This window comes from Enterococcus mundtii, assembly GCF_002947535.1.
In the GTDB taxonomy this organism is placed as follows: domain Bacteria; phylum Bacillota; class Bacilli; order Lactobacillales; family Enterococcaceae; genus Enterococcus_B; species Enterococcus_B mundtii_B.
Genome location: NZ_PUAP01000016.1, coordinates 1 through 21,706 on the forward strand (window position 1 = coordinate 1; position 21,706 = coordinate 21,706).

Consider the following 21,706-nt stretch of genomic DNA (forward strand, 5'->3'; position numbering starts at 1 on the left):
GCATCAAGTTGTTTCATTTTCTTTTCCTGTTCTTCTCTTTTTGCTTGCAGCAACGTTTCCTCGGTATCAAGATTTGTCCATTGATCCATTAGCGTCTCTCCTTAAAAAGATCTCGACTTAATTGAGTGTCTAGTGTAGAAAATCCTTGAGCAGCAGTTTGCAAATGATTAGCAGCGCCTGAGATGGCTGAGGCAATTTGATTGGCTGAGTTTTTAGCGGACGATATGCTACTTTGAATGTCTTGATTGCCAATTAGCGTGGTACGTGTGTCATTTTGAATCGATGATGCTTGGTTTAAAGGGGTGGTTGCACTGGTGATTCTTGAAGTGGACTGTTGGGCTTGTTGAGAATTACTGCTGAATGTGACCATAACTTCCTCCTTTACCATAATGTTTAGATAGAACGCTTACATATTCATTATAACAATACATAACCTTTTGTTGGATGAGAATTGTATTAGATAGGTCTTGTTACCTTATTTTCTTATATTTTTGTGAATCTATTGTTACACACTTTCACTTTTCGGAATATATTTTAGTATAAAAAAAGCGAGAGCAATCTGCTCTCACTTTTCGTTTTTTCGATTACGCATTCACGTCAACGACTTTTGCTTCATCTTTGATCACATCTCGATCAAGGTCATTGATACGTGCACTTGTAACAATACCTGCTACCATACTACCACTTACGTTGACAGCTGTACGAGCCATGTCGATCAATGGTTCAACGGAGATAACTAAACCAACGATCGCTACTGGTAAGTTCATTGAACCTAATACGATCAATGAGGCAAAGGTTGCCCCACCACCGACACCAGCTACTCCGAATGAGCTGATCGTTACAATGGCTACAAGAAGCAAGATGAATTGAATACTAAAGACATCCATTCCAGCTGCTGGTGCAACGATTGTCGCTAGCATGGCTGGGTAAACACCCGCACAGCCATTTTGACCGATCGACAGACCAAAGCTGGCAGCAAAGTTTGCTGTAGCTTCATCCACACCAAGTGCTTTTGTTTGTGTTTCGATATTCAATGGCAAAGCACCCGCACTTGAACGTGAAGTAAATGCAAAACTTAGTACTGGAAATGTTTTTTTCAAGTAGTCGATCGGGCTGACTTTCACACCGATCAAAATCAAGAAATGAACGATCATCACTGCAAACAATGCAAGATAAGACGCTAATACAAATTTACCTAAGTTCAAAATGGCATCAAAATCACTTGTTGCCATCACGTTCGTCATCAATGCGAACACGCCATAAGGTGTCAAACGCAAGACTAACGTCACGATACGCATCACGATGCGGTACAAGCTATCGATCATATCAGCAAAGAATGATGCTTCTTTTGGTGCTTTTCGTTTGATTCCTAAGTAAGCAACCCCAACAAATGCCGCAAAGATCACGACAGCAATCGTACTTGTTGCACGAGTTCCGGCAAGGTCTGCAAAAATATTTTTAGGAATAAATGACAAGATTTGTTGTGGGATACTTAGTCCTTCCACTGTTTCTTGTCGTGTCGCTAACTCAGAAATACGAGCAGTTTCGGCTGCTCCTTGCGTAAATTCAGCACCTTGAAGACCAAATGCGATCGTCACACCGATCCCGATCAATGCGGAAATAGCAGTTGTTGCTAATAAAGTGGTCAGCACCGTTGCACTGATTTTACCTAATTTTTCTGATACTTTCATTTTTGTAAAAGCCGCAACGATTGAAACAAAGACTAAAGGCATGATCAACATTTGTAAGAAACTAACGTAGCCGTTCCCAACGATGCTGATCCAATCCATGGATTGCGTAATAACCTCGTTTTCTACTCCAAAAATCAGTTGCAACGCGCCCCCGAATACGATACCGGCAGCTAGCGCAGTGTAAACCCGCGTTGAAAATTTTGCATGGCGCTTTTGCATACGATAAAACACATATAATAATGCCGCAAAAACTAGAACCACTAAAACTGTGATGAGTGTTGTCATTTTCATCCTCCTCTTAATTTGTAATGACAAGTCCATCTAAGGAAGTAAAGGTTCCCGAGAAGAACTCTTCAGCTCTTCTCCTGAAAATATTTTTTCAGTGACTTATTCATTCTAGACTATTTTCCGAAATTTTTCCTTACTTTTGCTTACAATTAGTAATAGAAAAAAACACCAGTGATAGCTAATAACTATCACTGGTGTTTTTTTAGTTAATTTTCTTCTGTTGTTTTTTCTTCTTTTTCTGACTGGAAGTTCAATTTTACGCCTGGTGCGTCTAAAGCAATCTCTGTTACTTCATAGGCTAGACGTTTGACCATCTCAAAAAGTGGTGCCACTAATTCATCCACCTCTTCTTGCGTCACATCATTTTGATCTTGGACCTTGCGATTCAAGATGTGGTTGATTTGACTAACGCTTCCAGATAACACATATGTATCAAATACTAAACGAAATTCTAAACGTGCACCCACGATGCTATGTTCTTTCGGATAGTTTTCAATTGTCTCTTTTAGTGGTGAGAACCCTACTTTTAAGTCTGTTTGTACCTCTTGATCAGGTTTTAAAAAATCATAATGAAAAGCTTCTACTACTTCTTTTTGTCTTCTAATTTCCATTTTATCACTCCTCTGTTTAAATTATAGCATAACTAAAGTTGAAAGGGGATACTTATTCTGCATTCTTTTCTATTACTAAAATATCCGCTAGATTCGCCACTATATGATCGGCAGGAATCTCACCTAAGAAATGATCGATATCGTATAAGCAAGTATGGATCTTCGCGTTGATCCCCGCTTCAATATCCAATTTTCGGTCCCCTACCATCATCGTTTTTTCAGGGTCTAAGTGATAACGATCGATCAAGTGATTGATCGCATCAGGAGCTGGTTTTCTGGCAAAACCTTGGTCGATGCCGATCACTTCTTCAATCAAATCTGCTAATCCAAAAACTTTTAAAAGTTTCCAAGTAGAAGCCGTTACACGGTGTGTCAAAATATAGTGTTTGGCTCCGTTCTCTTTTAAGCGACATAAAACCATTTCAGTCTCCTTGAAGGGGACTGAAAGTTCTTGATATTGTTCTTCATATTCATGAAACAATTGATTGAAAGAAGTTTCTTCCAACTGATAGCTTTCTCGTAGTTTTCTCACCGATTCTTGCTTCATCACACGATAGATTTCCTTTTTTGGTCGTTCGATACCAAAATCATGCAATGCTTGAAATACGCCTTCAACCATCGCCGGATACGTATCGAACAATGTCCCATCAAAATCCCAAATGTAATTTTTAATCATTCTTTTACTCCTTTGTACTCATTTCATTAGACATTTGACTACTATTTTCTTCTTATACCTTTGTCGTGAATTGCGTGCCACACTTCTTACAAGTCACTCGAATCTCACCCTTGCCTTTCGGCGCCCTTTGCTTGAGTTGACAAGTTGGACATGAAAAAATCGTGTAGGCAGCGCTAGCTTGTTGTTCAGGTTGACGTTTCAGTTTGTTTTTTATTTTCGCAAACCAGCTTTTGATCGCCACTGTTTTTTGTAAATACGCTTGATTTTCGTTTGAACGGACATAGATTTTCTTTGAGCTAAACCGAGCGATAGTTAAAGCGATAAAAACGAAGAAGAGTAGATAGCCTAAACTGAAAGGCAACCAATATCTCACGACAAAGAAAAATAATCCTAAAACCAAAAATAAACGATTCAATGGATCAAGACGCGCATATCTCCCTTTCATCACTTGTTGGTATTTTTGTTGAGCTTTCATCATACGTTGTATCCAAATAGGTCCCATTATTTTCTCCATTTCTTTTTTTCAAAAAGAAAAAGCCTTAGTTGGCCTTTTCCATCGTCATTTGTTGTAACACATGACGGTTCCTCATAAAATCGATCACGATCAATTTTTTTTCATTCTCACGTTTTACTACTCGAAAGGTATCTTGTAAAGGCAGTGTCAGCTTTTTAGATTGGATCTCCTTCAAACGAACAAAGCGACGGATCAATGAGAGTAATTGTGGAAACTGGATCGATGTGTGCAATAATTCTGGATATTTTTTTAATAACTGCGTTGTTTTAAACAAATTTCTTTTTCGGCTGATTTGTTTTAAAAAACTTTTTAAAATCTTTTGCTGTCGCTGAAAGATCGAAAGAGAGCCTTCTTCATCGATCTGGTAACGCATCTGACGTTGTAAATCTTTCACCGTTAGATGCACTTCAGTTGTACCTGATTCTACATTGATTCCTTGAGGGAAAAGTTCTGAGATCGCTTTGTCCCACTCATTTAATGATACTTCAAGATAGTCATTCAATGGAAGCTGGAGTTCTTGAACAAAAAATTGTTTAGCGGCTTCAATACCGCCTTGTTCGTAAATCTCCCCAATTGTCAACCCTTCTAAATGAAACTCCGGCGAAAAATGCAACACTGTTTTTTGTTCATCGATTTGTGTATAGATGAATGTCGACCGTTTGAGAATCGTATCTTTTAAAACAACTAAAAAATTCATTCTTCTCCCCCTTTTTTCTACTACAAAATAGCATATTTTCAACTATTTGTGTGCAAATATGCAGGAGATTTCATAAAATCTTATTCTTTGAATTTTATGCGCATATAAAAAACTTTTTTATGGCTATAATAGTTTTTTTATTCATGTATTTGATGTTATAGGTGATTCTTTGACCGTAACCTAGTATCTGAATCTAAAGGTGTCAACCAACTTATAGATTCAATTCGGCGCGCTTTCTGATTTCTTGCTTGTGCATAAGCCTTGTATTCGTATCATTACTATTTGTTTTACCTATATTTTTAATTGTTGAAAAACTTCTATTTCCCGAAGGGCCCTGTGTATGCTGTGAAACGTTGATTTCTGTCGTTATTTCCGCGTTTTCTAGGGTGGTTTCCAATTGATGCTCGTTTACTAAATTCTCCACATTAACTGCTTCAATCACAGCAAGAGCAAACAATAGGTCGCCGTTTCCTAGTTGGTCAGCTAGACTTCTTTTTATGCGTGCGCGCTCAAAAAAGTTTCGTCCCAATCCAATATCACGAATACAAGCCATCAGCATCTCAGCATCGGTTATTTGAAGGTTTGCTTTCAACATCTTGTCAGTCAGTACAGCATCCAAGACAGCTTGTTTTGTGACAGTCGGCAATTTTAACATGTCACTTACATTCTCCACAAAAGAATTAAACCCCTCGCCATGAATTAGCTTCAGAAATTTTTTTTCGTATCTCTTTCGAAGATCTTCTCCACTATTCCTGAAACCTATCGGACTCATTGGATAACTTATCAAATCGTCCGATGACGCGACAATATGGGTCACTTCGTGCATCAGAGTATCCTTGGGACTTGGCTGCGCTTGTTTCCCTGGTTTAGTAGCTGGATCCACATGAAAACTATCAAGCATGAAAATAATTCGACATTCAGGGTCAAACCGCATGACAAACGCATGTGCACCCATGTGTCCTTTAATTTGTGAGTAGTAATTCTTTGTCACCTCATCACGCAATAAATCAGTAGAAACAAGCCAAATATTTTTAAAATTAAAATCCTCCGTTTGTTGAAGAAGCTGCGCACCTTTTTTTGCAACTGATAACAAGCGCTTCATAATTTCTTTTAAAATTTGTTCTTGATTTTCCGCACCACCTAGTCTAAACATTTCGATTAAGTAAGCTCCCGCAGTCGTAGTTGCAAGTGTCCCTTCTTTTGATAGTTCTTTCTCCTTATCTATAAATTTCTGGAAATTTTCGTGCGCATTTTTAAACTCTGCAGTAAATTGTTTTAGAAATGGTTTGAGTGATTCAGGTGCCTTAGTGATATCGATACCAGAAAATACACGATAATGCGGATTTGAATCTTCGGGGAAATACCCTTTAATCCCTGAAGTAATTTGTTCTCTTAATTTAGCTTCATCACTGATTACATAAGGCGGGAATTCTGGGACAAACTCCGATAAAACCGGTACTGTCACTTTTGGATCCTCCACTATATCTGTATCATCAGGAAGTTGTATTGCTTGGCGAAGTTTATTCCACTCCTTCGCATAAGGTAGTGTATCTGGAAGCTGGAAATATGGTGGGTACCGATTATCAACTAATACTTGTGATGAAGATGACGCTAGATGATCAAAAAGTGAATCAGCACCTTTTGAAGTGCTAGGAATTTGGTCATCTGGGACATCGTCTTTCCCACCTGCGGGTTGCGCATAAGATTGAAAATTGAGGGAACGTTTTTCTAGTTCCGTTTCAAATCGGAACTGATCATTTGCTAAATCTAAGCGTAAAACTGTCATCGGTTCAAGAATATCGTTTTTAACTAAATGATAGCGCTGTTTCTCTTTATGGAATAAAACCAATGGTACATAACGTTCATTAATCTTGATATAGGTTCTACCTGTCTCTGAAATCATCAATCCCAAATCATCTGGTGGTGAGAGCGTACTTGGCTCTTTCAATGATTGAAATTTATCGATATTTTTGCTTACTTTTTGTAATGCTTCTTCGGAGAGCGTTCGCGAAGTGGCTGGTTCGAAATACCATTCAATGCCGTTGTAGTTCACCGGAAAAACCTGTTCTCCTTCACAGATATCATAACGCACACCTTGATCCTTGATGACCGTTTCTCTTATAGGTGTAATTTTATTTTTCATTATAATGTAACGACTACTTTGCTCTCCTTGTTTTCTTCCTGTTAGAATCATTCCGTCACCATAAAACTTGACGTTTAGATTCTTTTCTTCGACAAACTGTTGGTCAATATCCACTTTACTGGATAGACGATTGATCAAATCAAGTTGCTCAGAGGTAAAGGAGGCTTGTCCTTCAAACACTCTTAATTGTTCTCCTCGCAACGTATAATATTCTCCAAAAACATCTCTCGTTTTCAAATTGGTTACTCGCATGTATAGTTGAGCTTTCACCCGTTTGACGAAAACCCTGGGACCATTTTTTTTCAGCTGAGCGGAAATCAGCTCTTTCGACAAAGGTTCTGACGGTATTTTTATTTTATCTAGCTTTACCAATAGTGGTTTGATATCTTTTCGAATAAATGCCCGTGTTTTCATATTGATCAGCTTCTGGAGGACTAACTGACTACTCCCTTTTACCAGCTCAACTCCCGGATCAATATAACGGATCACACCTATTACTAGAGACTCTATCTCGGCGACATTTGGAAGGGCCCGCACACTATTTTTAACAATTCCTTCTGCACCACCCACTATTGCTGCTTTTGCCACGGATAAACCGAATTTCAGATTAAGAGAAGTGACCTGTCCCAGTACAGGTAGTAAAAGCACCACATCGATTGTGCAAGAAATAGCTGCTCCTTTCGTATCTCGATTATTGATCCCAACAATGCAATCATAAAATGGAATAAAATGCTTGACACCATCCCAAACAGCACTAGCAACTGTTTTATCATTTCCTGAATCATATAATTGGCGATACAACTGGTCCCGATGTTTCTGAGCAATCCTGTCAATAACTGTTCTCAAATCCCCTTTAGAAGTGATTGCATTCATTCGATCAACTTGACTAGAAAAAGTGTAGTCCTTGTTGCCGATTCGAATCTTTTCCCCGGCTTTCGAATATCCTCCTCCCCAGACATTTTTTTTATCAAACAAGCCATATTTAAGATAGAGCATAGGATCCTTATCTACACGATAGATGGCATACCCTCCCTCTTTATCTAGGTTTTTCAAGGCATACCACCGTTCTTCTTTTTCGTTGACAGCTACCAAAATATTCGTCTTTTCTAAATTAAGAGTTGTATCCAGCCAAGTTTCTCGATTCCCAAAGAATACTGGAGGAATTGATCCTGGTGCGGAAGGTGCATAATAGCGCACTTCATTTTTCAATTGAGTAGATGCTTCATAAATATGTGTCTCTGGAGAAATGATAAAATTGAAATCTTCTATATTGAGTGAATGAAATGCATACTCCATCAACTTCTTATTTAATGCACGGTGCTTGTCTGCTACTTCTTCCGTTAATTCGGTGTACCATTTTTCTATATCTCTTGGGATCCATGGCCCGGGGCATGGGTTTCCACCATCAAGATACACTTGATCTCCAAATAAACTCACTCTTATCCCGAGTCGTTCACACTCTGCTAACACTTCATTCACTAACCCTTTTTTACGACGCCAGTTTATAAAAGCCTCTTCATACTCCTCATACAGATGCTCAACATCTTCTTGATTTTCCATATAATTGAAATAGCCTTTTTGGTAATAACTCATAAAACTACTTAATGCAAATTCTTTATGAATCCCTAACTCCATCGCCATATTTAACCGCTCTGGCTCTAGTTGTGCTGTAGCTAGTAAGGCTGGCACAAAAAAATAATTCAATTCATTTAAGTTGTCTATCCCTTGATGTGTGGCAATATCAAACAAAAACATTCCTAAAGTATTCGTTTCATTTTTATTGAAATTCGAACGATAACCTGTATCTTCTAAAAATTTTGAACCAATCAATTGCATCAAAGATTCATAGTCAGAAATCAAAAGCTCATCACCTAACTGACTTGTTTCTAGGAAATAATTTGGGAGCATTTTTTTTGTCAATAGGATCCATAGTTTGGTTATAGTCTCTTGTTCTTCCTTCTTAGGTCGTTGCTTGATCAGACCTGCTTCAATTAGCTCATGCACCTCAAATAACTTTCTAAGACGGCCGATAGTAAACGTTACCGGATCAGGAGCGGAAATAATATTTTGGACGATGTAGGTTTCCACCGATTTTTCCAGAACTGTTTCAAATACCCACTTCATGACTGTTGCTTCAGCGTCCTTATTTGAAATCTTCTCGTCTGACTTCCCTCCATAAAGATCCATCTCATTAAGGATTACTTTCGCAACTGCCTGAACTTTCTCTGGCATTAGCACCGTCCCAACACCTTCTTGCGTAAACCATTTTCCGACTGCAAGTAAAAGGTCTTCTTTCGTGGGTCGTTCAGATAGCAATCCTTTCTGTCGAAAAAAAAGTACAATTTGGTTCTTGATATTTTCAGATTGCCATTTTGAAACTATCGCTTTACTCATAGACTGAGATTGTTTTTGCTCTAAAGTATTTTCTTTAGGTTTCACTTCCAAAGATGGAGTAGCCATTTCTATTGTATCTTTCATCCACTTGACAAATATTTGTTGCGCTTCTTCGTTAGAGATCACCCTCTCTTTTTCATCCCCTAGAATTACCCGAACTAATTCTTTCAATTTCCCCCAATCGATCGTATCAATCTCTAACCCTTCTACTAATGCCCATCTAGCGGCACTTTTCACCAATATATTTTTATTACTTAGATCGTTAGCAAAACCTCTTTCTGATAAAAAATTGTTCATACTTTTGCATATAACCTCATTTTGTTCAATAGTAAAATTGGGTAAAGAAAAAGCCAATGGTTCACTAATCGTTGGTTTTGAGGAATCAATCTCATTCTCACGTAAAAAAGTGATGATTTTCTTATCTAGTTCTTCCCTTTTATTTCCTTTGTTCCACTCATAGGCATAGTTTCTTTTGTCTTTTTCAATTGTATATCCATAATACGCATTATTATTCCCCCATTGAAGATAGATGGCAAAAGCTTTATCGATCGATAAATCTTTTTCCTCGAGTTTATACGTTTTTACAATGATTTTTGCTATTTTTTTTACTCGTTTGATCATTTTTTTATAGGTCTCTCCAGCAATAATCCAATTTTCTACCGCTTTTGATACATCCGCCAGGTACGCTCCCTGAGTTGGGATTCCCTTTTCATCTAATATCTTTTTCAAATCATGAAATGCTTTTACTAGGTTACCCCTTAAATCAAAAAGTGGCGGATAATAGACAAAGGGAATCAATGGATGTTCATGAGATATCAAGTCATAGCGCTCCTTGATGAAATCATCATAGATTTGATTACTTTCACTTTTTTGTTCTTGATTACGGGCTAATAAAGAATCTTCCCATGGAGATAAATTATAATAAATCGTTTGCTGATCCATTTTCTTATACTTATTTTTCTCAAGTAAGGTATTGGTTTTCCACTGCATGAAAATTCCGAATAACTGATTGGCTGATAGGGAATCTCCCAGTCTGCTTTGTCCCACTCCATAAGCTTTCAAAATAACATAAGCAAGATACTGTGTTTTTCTTGATTTATATGACTTCTCTGAGCCCCAATCTTCTTGGCTATACTTTTCGATTGCCTTTACCAGTGCCAATCCATTGTCAGAAGAGGGTGTAATACCACTTTTTTCAAGGAGTTTCTTTAGTTGTTGATTCACCTCACTAGTTTTTGCCCTATGCTCAAAAAGATCATATTGGTAATAAAAAATCGGTAATATCTCTCCGTCGCTTACAAGAGGGTTACGATTATTCATGAGATCTGTCACAAGTTCATCAATTCGCTCTAAGTCTGTTTTCTTAGAGGAAATTGTGGCAGGTGTAGTCTCACTCACAGGCTTGTTTTTTTCTTCATTACTCAGAACCTTTGTGGGTGTCCAAGTAATTTTTTTTACTATTTTAAATTGAACATTTTTAAATATATTATTATTTCGCCATTGAAGGAAAATAGCATTTGCTCGCTCATCAGACATTCCGTGAGTTGAGAGGCGACAAGTATCAAAAATGATATGTGCAATCTGTGTTCTTCTAGCAATCACTTTTTCAACTACTTCACTATTTTCTAATTTTTGTAGATTTGCGAATACATAACGCATTGAGGTATCGTCTTCCAGCAACCACCCAGAACCCTCCTCTCGTAGATATTTTTTGACCGCTGTATTGATTTTTTCCGTCTCATTCCGTTCTTGAAAAAGAGCGTAATTAAACCAAAATGGCAGTTGGTTTTCACTCAACTCGTACTCAGGCAAGTTATTTTGAATGTATCTTTTAGTAGCTAAAAAAACAATATTAGTGGTTGCCATTTGCAAAGTCTCATAAGATTTCAACGAAGATTCCAATCGATGATCAGACCGTGGATTCAATGGGCTAATATCAAACCATGGAGCTGCTTCAACTCCCTTTACTTTCAGAACATCCCATTTATCAATATAATAATTCAAAGTATCTGATAGTTTATTTGTTAAACTCCAAAGCTGTGAGAAGATCCCTTCCTCTCTAACATGTGTGATCGAACTGTTTTTTGAAAAAAACAGTCTTTGAAAAGATTCCGGTAAGAAATCAACTAGTGATGCAGATACTGACTCTGCATTCTTGGGTTGATCATCCGATAGAATTTGTTGCTCATCGTTCATGTAAAATACTCGATTCATCATTTCCAGAAAAAGATCGAGCACTGAAGTACCGTTTAAATCTTTCATCTGTTCCGTGAAGGTTGCATTTTCAGGAACGCTAAAAAAAATAGTGAATTGATCGGTCATATCTTTCCAAAAAGCTGCAATTACCAAATCCTTATTGATCGAAACTATCTCGCTGGTACTGCCTGAAGGAACTATGTCAGTTGATCTAAACTGATAGTTAACATTGGCTTCAAATACATTTTTTAATTTCTCAGCTGAATTTTTTGCTATAGAATAGGAGGAGTCGGTTTCTTCTGTACGTTGCTCAAAGTGATTTTGGGAGAGAGTTAGGGTGTGCTGTTCATTTGATTGCTGTGCTCTCAGAACAGCTGCTTGGCGGATTTTGCTAAACTGGTTTTGAGTATGATTCAAAGATTTCTGGGAGCCATGTTGCTTTTGATTAGAAAGTTCTCTATTCGTCGTATAATTGGCGCGTTTTGAGAATAGCTGGGCAAGCTGTTGCATGTTGAGATTCCATTGATGTGCTTTAGCCGTTAGATAAATCATTGGATTAGTTGAGGATAGTTGCTCAATGAGGGGATTGACTGTTTCATGAAAGTCTGGATAGCTGAAACGTTTGAGGTCTGCACTTGAACTTGATGAGGGGCTATCCATCGTGAATTTCTTTTCTTTTTGGCGAACCTTTAAATGAGTATCTTCTTTAAAAGCAGCTGACTGTTTCTTTCCCACTTGCTGACGTGTCAGTGGGACTTCCCCTACTATTTGAAAGTTTCCTAAGATATTACAAATATAAAGGTAACCTGCTAAACTCTTTAGACCTTTTGGCGTAAGCGTATTTCCCATTTGATTTGTACTATAATTCGGCCACATTTGATCATTTAACTGTTTAAAATCCTCGTGACGTCTATTGTACAATTGACCAATCTCTTCGAAATAACTGTCTTTAGTCACTATTTTCACTCCTCAAATTTATTTTTTTTTCTACATTAAAAAAAATAACACACACTTTAGAGCCATTACTTAAACTGTTACAATTGTTTTAGTATCCGAGCGATTTCTCTTGATCGACTTAACTACTTTAGTAGCACATACATCCATCGATCCTATATTTAATCTGTCTCAAGGCTAATTATAAGTAAATACAAGAAGTCTACCTCACCTTTTTCCAATTAAAAATTGAAAAAAAGTTTATCTAGTCAGAAGTTTCTTTATTCACAATTTTTTAAGTTATAACCTGAAAAAATGCTGATCCAGCAACATAGACAAGAATTTTTGGTAAAAGAAAAAGCCGTAAAAAACTTAAAATAGCACAAGGTCTATTTTGTTTTTTTCGACTTATTGTCAAAATAAGATTATCAAATTTTAGTATATTTCAAGGTAAGTCCTATTCCGAATTTAGCAACTTGCATTTGGATGAGTTTCAATTATCTTCTAATAAATCTTTCATTTCAACGACTTCGCGGTATTGATGGATTTTCGTGATACCAATCACTTTATCGACATCAATACTAAAACAAATACCATTGCCCGGAACATCGATCTTGATGCCTTTTCCGATTGCATCCATCACTTCGTTTGTCAAACTATCTGGAACTAATGTCAAAACGATATCCTTTTCTGGTGAAATATCCAACCCTAAAAATTTCCCTGTGTCATGGACACCAGAACCTCGTCCGTGTAAAATCGTCCCACCGGATGCCCCAGCTTTTTTTGAGTAATCGATAACATCTTCTCCGATGCCGCCATCGACGATCGTAACGATCATCTCAAGATTCAGTGCGACTAAATCATTCATTGTTGTTCCTCCAATTTTTGTAATTTTTCTTTGCTTCTCTGATCTCTTTTATCTTTTTGTTTATAGATGAAACCTAAGACCAATGTTGACAATATTGGTGTCAAAGCGATCATTGCCACCACTCCAAATCCATCAATGATTGGATCTCGACCGTCGATCTGTGTGGCGATCGCCACGCTCATGGACAAAATAAAGGTGGAACACATCGGACCTGTTGCGACACCTCCGTTATCAAAAGCCATTGATAGAAAAATCTTATCCACTTTTGCACCTAGGACAAATGCTAAGCCATAGCCCGGAACTAGGAAATAATAAAGTGAAAAACCAGCTAATAGGCGCCACATAGACAATCCGACCGCTAAACCGATCCCAATCGAGATCACCGCTAACATCACCTTTGCATGAATCCTACCTTCACTTAATTCTTCGACTTGTTTGACCATCACATGGATGGCTGGCTCTGCAAATCCAACTAAAAATCCCATAACAAAACCTAAAGGAATCAAAATCTGGTTATTTGCTAAAGATGCAATCGCAGTCCCCAGATGTTGTCCTCCTGGTACATAAGCTACATTTACACCATGTAAAAATAAAACTAGTCCGATAGTCGTGATCAAAAAACCTTTCATGATATCCAAAAAACGTTTTCTTCTTAATTTAAATGAAAGAAAGTTCATTAGTACAAATAGTATCACGATCGGTGCCACCGCAAGGATGACTTCATATCCGACTTGTCCGATACCAGCAAAAAACGTGATCAAAAAGTTCATTGGAAGATCACCCCCAAGATCATGACAGCCAAGATAGGGCCTAGCGACGCAATACCGACCATCCCGAAGCTGTCATTTTCATTTTTCCCTTGACGGATCATACTAGTCATCCCGCCAGCCAAAGCTAGAATAAATGGAACTGTCACAGGTCCAGTTGTTACCCCACCTGCATCAAAAGCGATCGGCATAAATTCATTACTAGTGAAAAAAGAAGCAATTAGAACGGCAAGATAGCCGATCACCATCAATTTATAATAAGATAGTTTAAATACGACTCGTAGTAGTGCAAAGGCTAAAAATACACCTGTTCCGACACTAACTATACCGATCAATAAGACTCGGCCGATTTCTCCATCAGAAATATCAAATACTTGTTGACCTAACACTTGCACAGACGGTTCGGCAATCGTGATCACGATGCCAATCAGAAACCCCAAACTAATGATGATTGGCAGACTTTTCTTTTTGATCATATATTTACCAACCAAATCGCCAACTTCCATCATCGAATAATCTGCACCAAATAAAAAGAGACTCATGCCAACCATCATCATGATTGCTCCTAAAATGAATCTTCCCATGGTTTCAACATCTAATGGTGCAAATACAAAGGTCAGGATAACGATCAATACCGTCATGGGCATGATCGCAATGATTACTTCTCTAAAATTTTTCTTCATATATCCTCCTCCTTACTTCTAGTTTACCTGATTAAAAGTAAGTTTACGAGGAAAAACCGTAAGCGATACCAATTTTATGTAAAAACTGTAAAAAAACAGTGATCAACTAGCTGAAGTATTTGAATTAGTCAACAAACATGCTTTATTGCTTTGTAGAAATAAGTCTCAAGTATATGCTATAAGCGATAAAAACCAAAAATAGCTAAACTATTTCGAGCTTTTATCGCTTATTTCTAAGAAGCATATTTAATAACAGAAGTTATCCGTATATTGAAGGTCGGATGATAACGATTATCCTATTTTCGATCATTCAAGTGATAGTATCTGAAAAATGATATTCCAGACTTTCAGTCTATTTCACAGAACCGATCATCCCTTGAACAAATTGTTTTTGTAAGATGAAAAAGACAAGTGCAGTTGGTAAGGTCGCAATCACCAGCCCACTCATGATCATGCCATAGTCTGGCGTATACGATGCCCCCATGGCAGATAATACTAATGGAACCGTTCGTTTATCTGGGGATTGTAACGCCACTAAAGGCCAAAGATAATTATTCCAACTACTCATGAATGTGATGATTGCTGCTGCGGCATACGTATTTTTAGCCGTTGGTAAATAGACACGAAAGAAAATACTTAATTCTTTAAGACCGTCTAAACGTGCTGCCTCTACTAAGTCCTTAGGAAAAGATTTCGCGTTTTGACGGAAAAAGAAAATCAAAAAGGCGGTACTTACTGAAGGTAAGATGACGACTAGAAAACTATTGATTCCTAATATTGTACCATTCAATTGAGAAAACATCCGATACAGCGGAATCATCAATGCCGCAAAAGGGACCATCATCGATAATAACAAAATATTAAAAACTACCTCTTTTCTTTTACTCTTATAGATCTCAAAACCATAACCTGCCATGGAGGAGATCAATAAAGCAAAAATCGTTGTAACGACAGCGATCATTGCAGAATTAAGTAAAGAGCGTGAAAAATTCAAGTCATTTGAAAAAAGATTTTGGAAATTGATCACTAAATTCTCACCGATCATCAGTTTACCTGAACTAATATCGACTGCTGTATTCGTCATCCCTAAAATCATCCAAACAAACGGGAAAATTGAAATAAAGGAAACGATGACTAAAGAGGTATATTTAAAAATGCTTAAAAGTAACTGTCCAATACTCACTTGCTTTTTCGTCATTGACCGGGGTTGACTACTTGTCATTTCTCTCATTTGCTCTCACTCCCTATTTTAGTTTGAATCACTGATAACAAGACGATAAATAGTACGATAACGAAAGAAACAGCTGCGGCATAACCAAAATTCGGGGTGAATTTATAACTCAAATTATAGATATATTGTGACAATGTCGTCGTGGCATTTGCTGGCCCACCACCAGTGATATTTTGTACCTCATCAAATAATTGCAAGGTACCAATCGTTGAAGTGATCGATGTGAACAAAATGATTGGTTTCAAGTTAGGGATCGTGATTTTTACGAATTGTTGCCACCTTGATGCGCCATCAATATCAGCAGCTTCGTAAATCTCTGGATCGATGTTTTGCATACCAGATAAAAAGAAGATCATATTATACCCTGTCCAACGCCATGTGATTGAAATGATGATCAATACTTTTGCCCAGAATGGATGAGTCAACCAGCCGATCGGATTATCGATCATTCCGATTCCAACTAGCAGATTATTGACTAAACCTGATTGGGAAAATAAGCTTTTCATAATCAATGAATAACTGACCATTGAGGTGATACATGGCAAGAAAATCGCTGTTCTGAACAATCCTTTGAACTTCAACTTTTTATCATTCAGAAGATTTGAAATAAACAATGCCAAAAACAACATGACAGGAACCTGTACTAATAAGTATAAAAAGGTATTGAAAAATGCTTTACGGAAAGTCGAATCTCCCAACATTCGTTGATAATTTCCTAATCCGTTGAATGTCATGTTTACCGGAGGGCCACTTTGGAAAGAAGTGATCAGCGCTAACACCATTGGAATAAAAACCAAAATCGAAATCATGATCACTGGCAGAACTAAAAACGCATTACCATTTCTGAATAGATCCTTTTGTTTCATATTATTCCCCACTTTCATTACACATATGTTGAAGAAATACATGCCTCACAGAAAGTCAGACAAAATAGATTGTTATTTTCTTCTAAGCTTTGAACCACTGCCCCAATGATTGGTTCCATCGGACAGAGAATAGAAAACGAGCAGAACTTCTTATTTTTTCGAATACCATTGCTAAAGTGATACAGGATAGCTAACGGTGTGAATGTCCTCCATACGTTTTTCAATTAATTGCTTATTCCATAAACGATACCTTCAAACGAAAGAACACATTCGTTGATCCGTTTGAAAATATCGTCACCTGCTTCTTTGTTGTTCTAGTTATGATAGTCCAACTGTTGCTTTTCTAAAACTATGACTTAATTGGCTAACTGAGCTTCAACTTGTTTTTGCGTATCTGCCAAAACTTTATCTGCTGATTCACCATTGATGATTCGGCTCAAGGATTCTGCCACAACAGATTCAATGGCATAAGTTTCATGTCCATAATTCACTTCAGGGATTTCGGCTGTCCATTTTGAGAAATCATCGAATACTTTTTGATTACTGTAAAACTCAGAGGGCTGTTGATAAGCTTCTTGATCATTTGCACTCAACATGGTCGATACTAAGCCGATCTCTTCTGCTAATTTGCCCATCAATTCTTCATTCGTTGCAAATGTCTTGTCTAAGAAATCTTTCGCATTTTCTTCACCAGCTACGCCCTTGATCACATACCAGCCGGCACCACCCAAGTTGGAAGCTTGTGCTTTTTGCATGTTAGCAGGTAGAGCTGGAATCGGTGCGATCTTCCACTTACCTGATTGATCTTCTGCTCCTTGGATCGTGGAAGAATACCATGCGCCAGTTGGTGTAGAAGCAACAGCGCCTGATTGGACCGCCGTAACCCCAGCATTCCAGTCAGATGTTTGTTCGACTAAGTCCTCTTTAAGCAAAGTAGCAAAAAGTTCTAACCCATATTTCAATGATTCATTATTTTCAATCGTTACTGTTTCTCCGTCTTCCGAGGTATACCATTCTCCTGCCTGTTGCATGATCATGCGCACACGACCTAAATCGGAAGGATTGACTTCAGAGATTTTTTTCCCTGTTTTTTCTTTGACGTCTCGTGCAACTTGTAAATAATCATCCCAAGTTAAGTTCTTCATATCTTCTTCCGAATAACCAGCTTCTTCTAAGATATCTGTCCGATAGAAATTGGCTGTTACACCTGAGTCAAAAGGTACACCATAAATTTTATCGTCTACTTTATTGACTGCAAATTTATAAGCGGCAAAGTTACTTTCGTCCACAATATCTGTCAAATCAGCAAAAGCATCTGGGTAAGAAGTCAGGTACCCTTGGATGCGGTAGTCTTCGATCAGCACGACATTGGGTAAGCCATCTGTATTTCCACTGGCTAATGCCGTGTTCAATTTTTGTACGATATCATCTTGTGACATCGTTACCACTTCCACGTCAACATCCTCATTTTCGTAAAACTCTTTGGCTTCATTGACAGCTTTGATATTAAATGCTTCATCCCACGCCCAGACCGTTACTTTATCTTCGTTTCCGGAAGCATCACTGGAGGAATTGCCACAACCGGCAAAAAGTGTGACTGCTGCTGTTAAGGCGAAAGCACTAGCTAAGATTTTTTTTAGTTTCATTTTTTTACCCACCCTTTTTAGTGTTTGTTTTTCTTACACGCCTATCATAACAGACTTGCAAGCGTTTTCTTTATTAATAATCGTTCTCAAGAAAAATATCCTAAAATAAGAAAAAAGTACAATTTTGTCGTTTTATGATTTGTTGAATGAAATTTTAGACTTGCTTTTGTAAACGTTTCCCAGTATTTTTAATTTACGTACCAAAGGAATAGGGGGAAAAGCATTGAAAAATATCGTATTGATTGATGATGAACAGACCATTCTTTCCGGTCTAAGTACCCTGATTGATTGGCCGGCCCATGACTTCCATTTGAAAGGGGCTTTTTCAAAACCATTAGAAGCGCTCGAATTCATCAAGCATCAGCCACTTGATATCATCGTAACGGATTTGATGATGCCAGACTTAAATGGGATCGAACTGTCTCGATTGATCAAGAAGGAACAGCCTGAAGCAAAAATCTTAGTTCTATCTAGCTACGATGACTTTCAATTGGTCAAAGATTCATTCAAAGAAGGCGTTTCGGATTATTTACTGAAACCTAAATTGAATCCTAGTGAGTTTTTGGCTTCTCTGAAGAGTCTGGTGGAGCAATCTACAGAAGTAAAGAAACCGCGTTTGACAGAACTAGAAAAAATGAGTCAAGTAATTAGCAATTATTTATCCGGAACTTCTCTTGATTTAGGCATGTCACGCGAACAATTCCCACATGAGCACTTTTATTTAGTCTATTGTGAAGAAAAGCAATCGGAAAAACAACGTCGGAGTGAACAGTTGATTGCTGAAGCACCACGATATACAAATGATCTCGCCTCTGTCTTCCCTTTTTCTACAACATCAAATGATATTGGTTATTTTATCAATGTCGCTTCGAAGAAGGCATTCGATGAGTTGATTGAACGATTTCAGCAAGAGCACCAATCAGATTCTTGTCTCTATGTTTTATCTGAAGCACTAGATCTCGAAAATTTTTATTCTGATTTCCTTACGTTGAAGCAAAAAAGTAACGGACAATACTTTTATCTAACAGATCACTGCGTTATTTATGAAGAGCTACTATCTCCACTTCTCTCTTCTTATGAACAACAAACTAAAAGTTATTTGACAAAGATCATGAACAAAGATTTTTCGTCCGCCATCGAAGAATTGGAGAGCTATATGAGTCATGTACTTGATCAACGATTGCAACCAAGTTATTTGAAACATGAGATCATCAATCGACTTTATGCCTTGATCAATGGGATTGCTGACGAACATGAAAAAAGAAAAGAAATCATGACTTTAAAAATCACGATCCCAGCACAGATCACGCAAGCAGAACGCTGGGATGAGCTAATCTTGATCGTCAATAATACAACGAAGTTATTGCGTGAAGTGACTACTACATTCAGAAAAGACAACTCAGATGTGTTGACGTTGATCTATGAGTATGTCCAAGAAAATTATCATCAAGATATCAGTCTACAAACGCTATCCGAAAAATATCATTTTTCTTATAGTTATTTATCGACGATTTTTACAGAGAAGTATGGGATCAATTTTACGAAGTACCTAAAAAAAGTCCGCATCAATCAAGCAAAACGATTGTTGAAAGAATCGAATCTTTCATTAAGTGATATTTGTCAGCAAACGGGATTTACTGAAATCGGCTATTTTTCTCGGGTATTCAAAGAAGAAACTGGCTTGACCCCTTCACAATATCGTAAAGGAATACTGACCGTATGATTAAAAAGCTAAGAGAACACGAGCTTTTGACCAAACTTTTGATCATTCTTTTTATTGCTTTATTCACTCAAGCAGCGACGATTTCTTTGTTCATTTATCAACGCTCAAGAGACGCCTACATTCAACAATTCGATCAATCCAATCGAATGACCTTACAAAAGATCCAACATGATTTTGAAACATTGAATGACAATATAGAGAACACGTTGACACTGTTGGCTGAAAGCTCTGCTGTAGAGGGGTATTTCAAAGAAGGGCAACAAACGACTTTGGAGAAAATCAATCAACTACGGACGGTGCAAAAAATGAATGATTCGTTGGCACCGATCTTTCCAAACATCAAAGATGATATTTTTCTTTTTGGGGAAAATGGTCGGATGTTCATTAGTAATGACATGGTGAGTGATCTCACTGCCGATGACTTTTTTCAATTAGAATTGATCCAGAAAGTCAATGAAAATCCAACAGCGACACAAATGGTCTTTACCCAGTTTGGACTGACGAAACGCGACAAACATTCACCAAGTGTCTTGTTTATCAAAAAGCTTAGATCAACTTTGAACCAAACTTATGGTTATGCTGTCGTTGCCATCACTTCGGATGAGTTAGCAAAAATATTCAGCCAATCGGTCGACCCGCTAATCACGCAGATCGATTTTGTAACAGATGAGAAAAAAATCTTTGCTTCGAATGTTGAAAACCGCATTGGAACGACGTTTGATTCATTTGATGAATTAGTCGAACACGAGACGTTGACCAAAGCCAATCAGCGGATCACTCGCTTACCACTTTACCGACAAAACTCGGCTTTGGTCAGTGAGGTCAATGTCCACTCGATCGCCGATCAAATGAATGTCATCATCCCGATCATCCTTTATAATATCGTAACACTGATTTTAGGTGGCATCGTAGTAGCGATCTATTTGAATCGCAACACTCGCTCCATCTATCAATTAGTGGATTCCTTGAACCAAATCAAAGAACCCGTAGCAGCTACTGTTCCGATCCAAGGGACGTATGAGATCCGGACACTCGCTACTACGATCAATCAGCTGCTAACAACGATCAGTAACAATCATACGCAATCTTTACAAAATGAACAGAAAAAGCGGACATTGGAAATCCAAGCGATGCAAGCCCAGATCCAGCCTCATTTTATATATAATACGTTAACTAGCCTCAAATTTTTAGTGTGGCAACAAGAAAATGAAAAAGCAGTCGCAGGCATCGACAGTTTTATCGACCTCTTGCGCAGTACGATCGGTAATAAAAATGAGATTATCCCTGTGGAAGAAGAACTGAACAGTGTCAAAAGTTATATTGCGATCTTGACACTGCGTTATGGTGATGCGATCTCAACCAAAATCATGGTACCTGAAGAACTTTATTCTTTGTATATGCCCAATATGATCATCCAACCGATCATCGAAAATGCTTATTTACATGCGTTTCAAACGAAGAAAAGTGGCTTCATCACTTTGTATGGAATGATCAGAGAGGATAAATTGACGTTTGAAGTCATGGATACAGGTGATGGCTTTGATACGGAACAGCCAACGAAAAATAGAGACTATTTTTCAGGCATCGGCAGCAAAAATGTCCATGAACGAATCCAATTACTTTATGGTGAAGGTTATGGCTTGCACATTGATTCGGTACTCGGCGTGGGGACATCGGTAACGATCACGTTACCGATCATAAAAAAGGAGGATAAAACTGAGTGAACGTGGAAACAGAAACAACCTCTTCAAAAAAATCGGGCGAAACACTTCTTTCTTG

At 37.8% G+C, this 21,706-nt stretch carries 14 protein-coding genes and 1 pseudogene; 2 read left to right on the plus strand and 13 right to left on the minus strand.

Annotated elements, in window-relative coordinates:
• Positions 1-88 precede the first annotated feature (88 nt).
• The 13 genes and pseudogenes from CUS89_RS04340 to CUS89_RS04400 form a co-directional block, all read right to left on the minus strand.
• Positions 89-370: a TIGR04197 family type VII secretion effector gene (locus CUS89_RS04340; protein WP_104871175.1), complete on the minus strand. Its 282-nt coding sequence runs from the start codon at positions 368-370 to the stop codon at positions 89-91.
• 214 nt (positions 371-584) lie between these two features.
• Positions 585-1,976: an L-cystine transporter gene (locus tag CUS89_RS04345; RefSeq protein ID WP_019724480.1), complete on the minus strand. Its 1,392-nt coding sequence runs from the start codon at positions 1,974-1,976 to the stop codon at positions 585-587.
• Between the two features lie 209 nt (positions 1,977-2,185).
• Positions 2,186-2,590 carry a DUF1149 family protein gene (locus CUS89_RS04350; protein ID WP_104871176.1) on the minus strand — a complete coding sequence of 135 codons (405 nt, stop codon included), beginning with the start codon at positions 2,588-2,590 and terminating at the stop codon, positions 2,186-2,188.
• A gap of 52 nt (positions 2,591-2,642) precedes the next feature.
• Positions 2,643-3,263 (minus strand): HAD-IA family hydrolase, encoded by a 621-nt coding sequence (locus CUS89_RS04355; RefSeq protein WP_181055309.1) that lies wholly within the window; start codon positions 3,261-3,263, stop codon positions 2,643-2,645.
• 55 nt (positions 3,264-3,318) lie between these two features.
• Positions 3,319-3,768 carry a hypothetical protein gene (locus CUS89_RS04360; protein ID WP_104871178.1) on the minus strand — a complete coding sequence of 150 codons (450 nt, stop codon included), beginning with the start codon at positions 3,766-3,768 and terminating at the stop codon, positions 3,319-3,321.
• Between the two features lie 37 nt (positions 3,769-3,805).
• Entirely contained in the window at positions 3,806-4,477 is a 672-nt protein-coding gene (locus CUS89_RS04365; RefSeq protein WP_104871179.1) for a hypothetical protein, read from the minus strand.
• A 211-nt stretch (positions 4,478-4,688) separates the two neighbouring features.
• On the minus strand, positions 4,689-12,167 hold the full coding sequence (locus CUS89_RS04370; protein ID WP_104871180.1) for a QWxxN domain: 7,479 nt from the start codon (positions 12,165-12,167) through the stop codon (positions 4,689-4,691).
• A gap of 469 nt (positions 12,168-12,636) precedes the next feature.
• A complete protein-coding gene (locus CUS89_RS04375) occupies positions 12,637-13,011 on the minus strand; it encodes a P-II family nitrogen regulator (protein WP_104871181.1) in 375 nt (124 codons plus the stop codon).
• Positions 13,008-13,781 (minus strand): DUF1538 domain-containing protein, encoded by a 774-nt coding sequence (locus CUS89_RS04380; RefSeq protein WP_104871182.1) that lies wholly within the window; start codon positions 13,779-13,781, stop codon positions 13,008-13,010. The genes CUS89_RS04375 and CUS89_RS04380 overlap by 4 nt, the downstream gene beginning before the upstream one ends.
• Positions 13,778-14,461, minus strand: a complete 684-nt coding sequence (locus CUS89_RS04385) for a DUF1538 domain-containing protein (RefSeq protein ID WP_104871183.1) — start codon at positions 14,459-14,461, stop codon at positions 13,778-13,780. Before CUS89_RS04385 ends, CUS89_RS04380 begins: the two co-directional genes overlap by 4 nt.
• 352 nt (positions 14,462-14,813) lie before the next feature.
• Positions 14,814-15,620, minus strand: a pseudogene (locus CUS89_RS04390) (carbohydrate ABC transporter permease); the annotation flags it as partial.
• Between the two features lie 68 nt (positions 15,621-15,688).
• On the minus strand, positions 15,689-16,558 hold the full coding sequence (locus CUS89_RS04395) for a carbohydrate ABC transporter permease (RefSeq protein ID WP_104871185.1): 870 nt from the start codon (positions 16,556-16,558) through the stop codon (positions 15,689-15,691).
• A gap of 356 nt (positions 16,559-16,914) precedes the next feature.
• A complete protein-coding gene (locus CUS89_RS04400) occupies positions 16,915-18,204 on the minus strand; it encodes an ABC transporter substrate-binding protein (protein WP_104871186.1) in 1,290 nt (429 codons plus the stop codon).
• A gap of 223 nt (positions 18,205-18,427) precedes the next feature.
• On the opposite strand from CUS89_RS04400, the gene CUS89_RS04405 reads away from it, so the two are divergent.
• The gene (locus tag CUS89_RS04405; protein WP_104871187.1) at positions 18,428-19,927 is read left to right on the plus strand and encodes a response regulator transcription factor; all 1,500 of its coding nucleotides are present in this window, start codon (positions 18,428-18,430) and stop codon (positions 19,925-19,927) included.
• Positions 19,924-21,651: a cache domain-containing sensor histidine kinase gene (locus CUS89_RS04410; protein WP_104871188.1), complete on the plus strand. Its 1,728-nt coding sequence runs from the start codon at positions 19,924-19,926 to the stop codon at positions 21,649-21,651. The genes CUS89_RS04405 and CUS89_RS04410 overlap by 4 nt, the downstream gene beginning before the upstream one ends.
• Positions 21,652-21,706 lie beyond the last annotated feature (55 nt).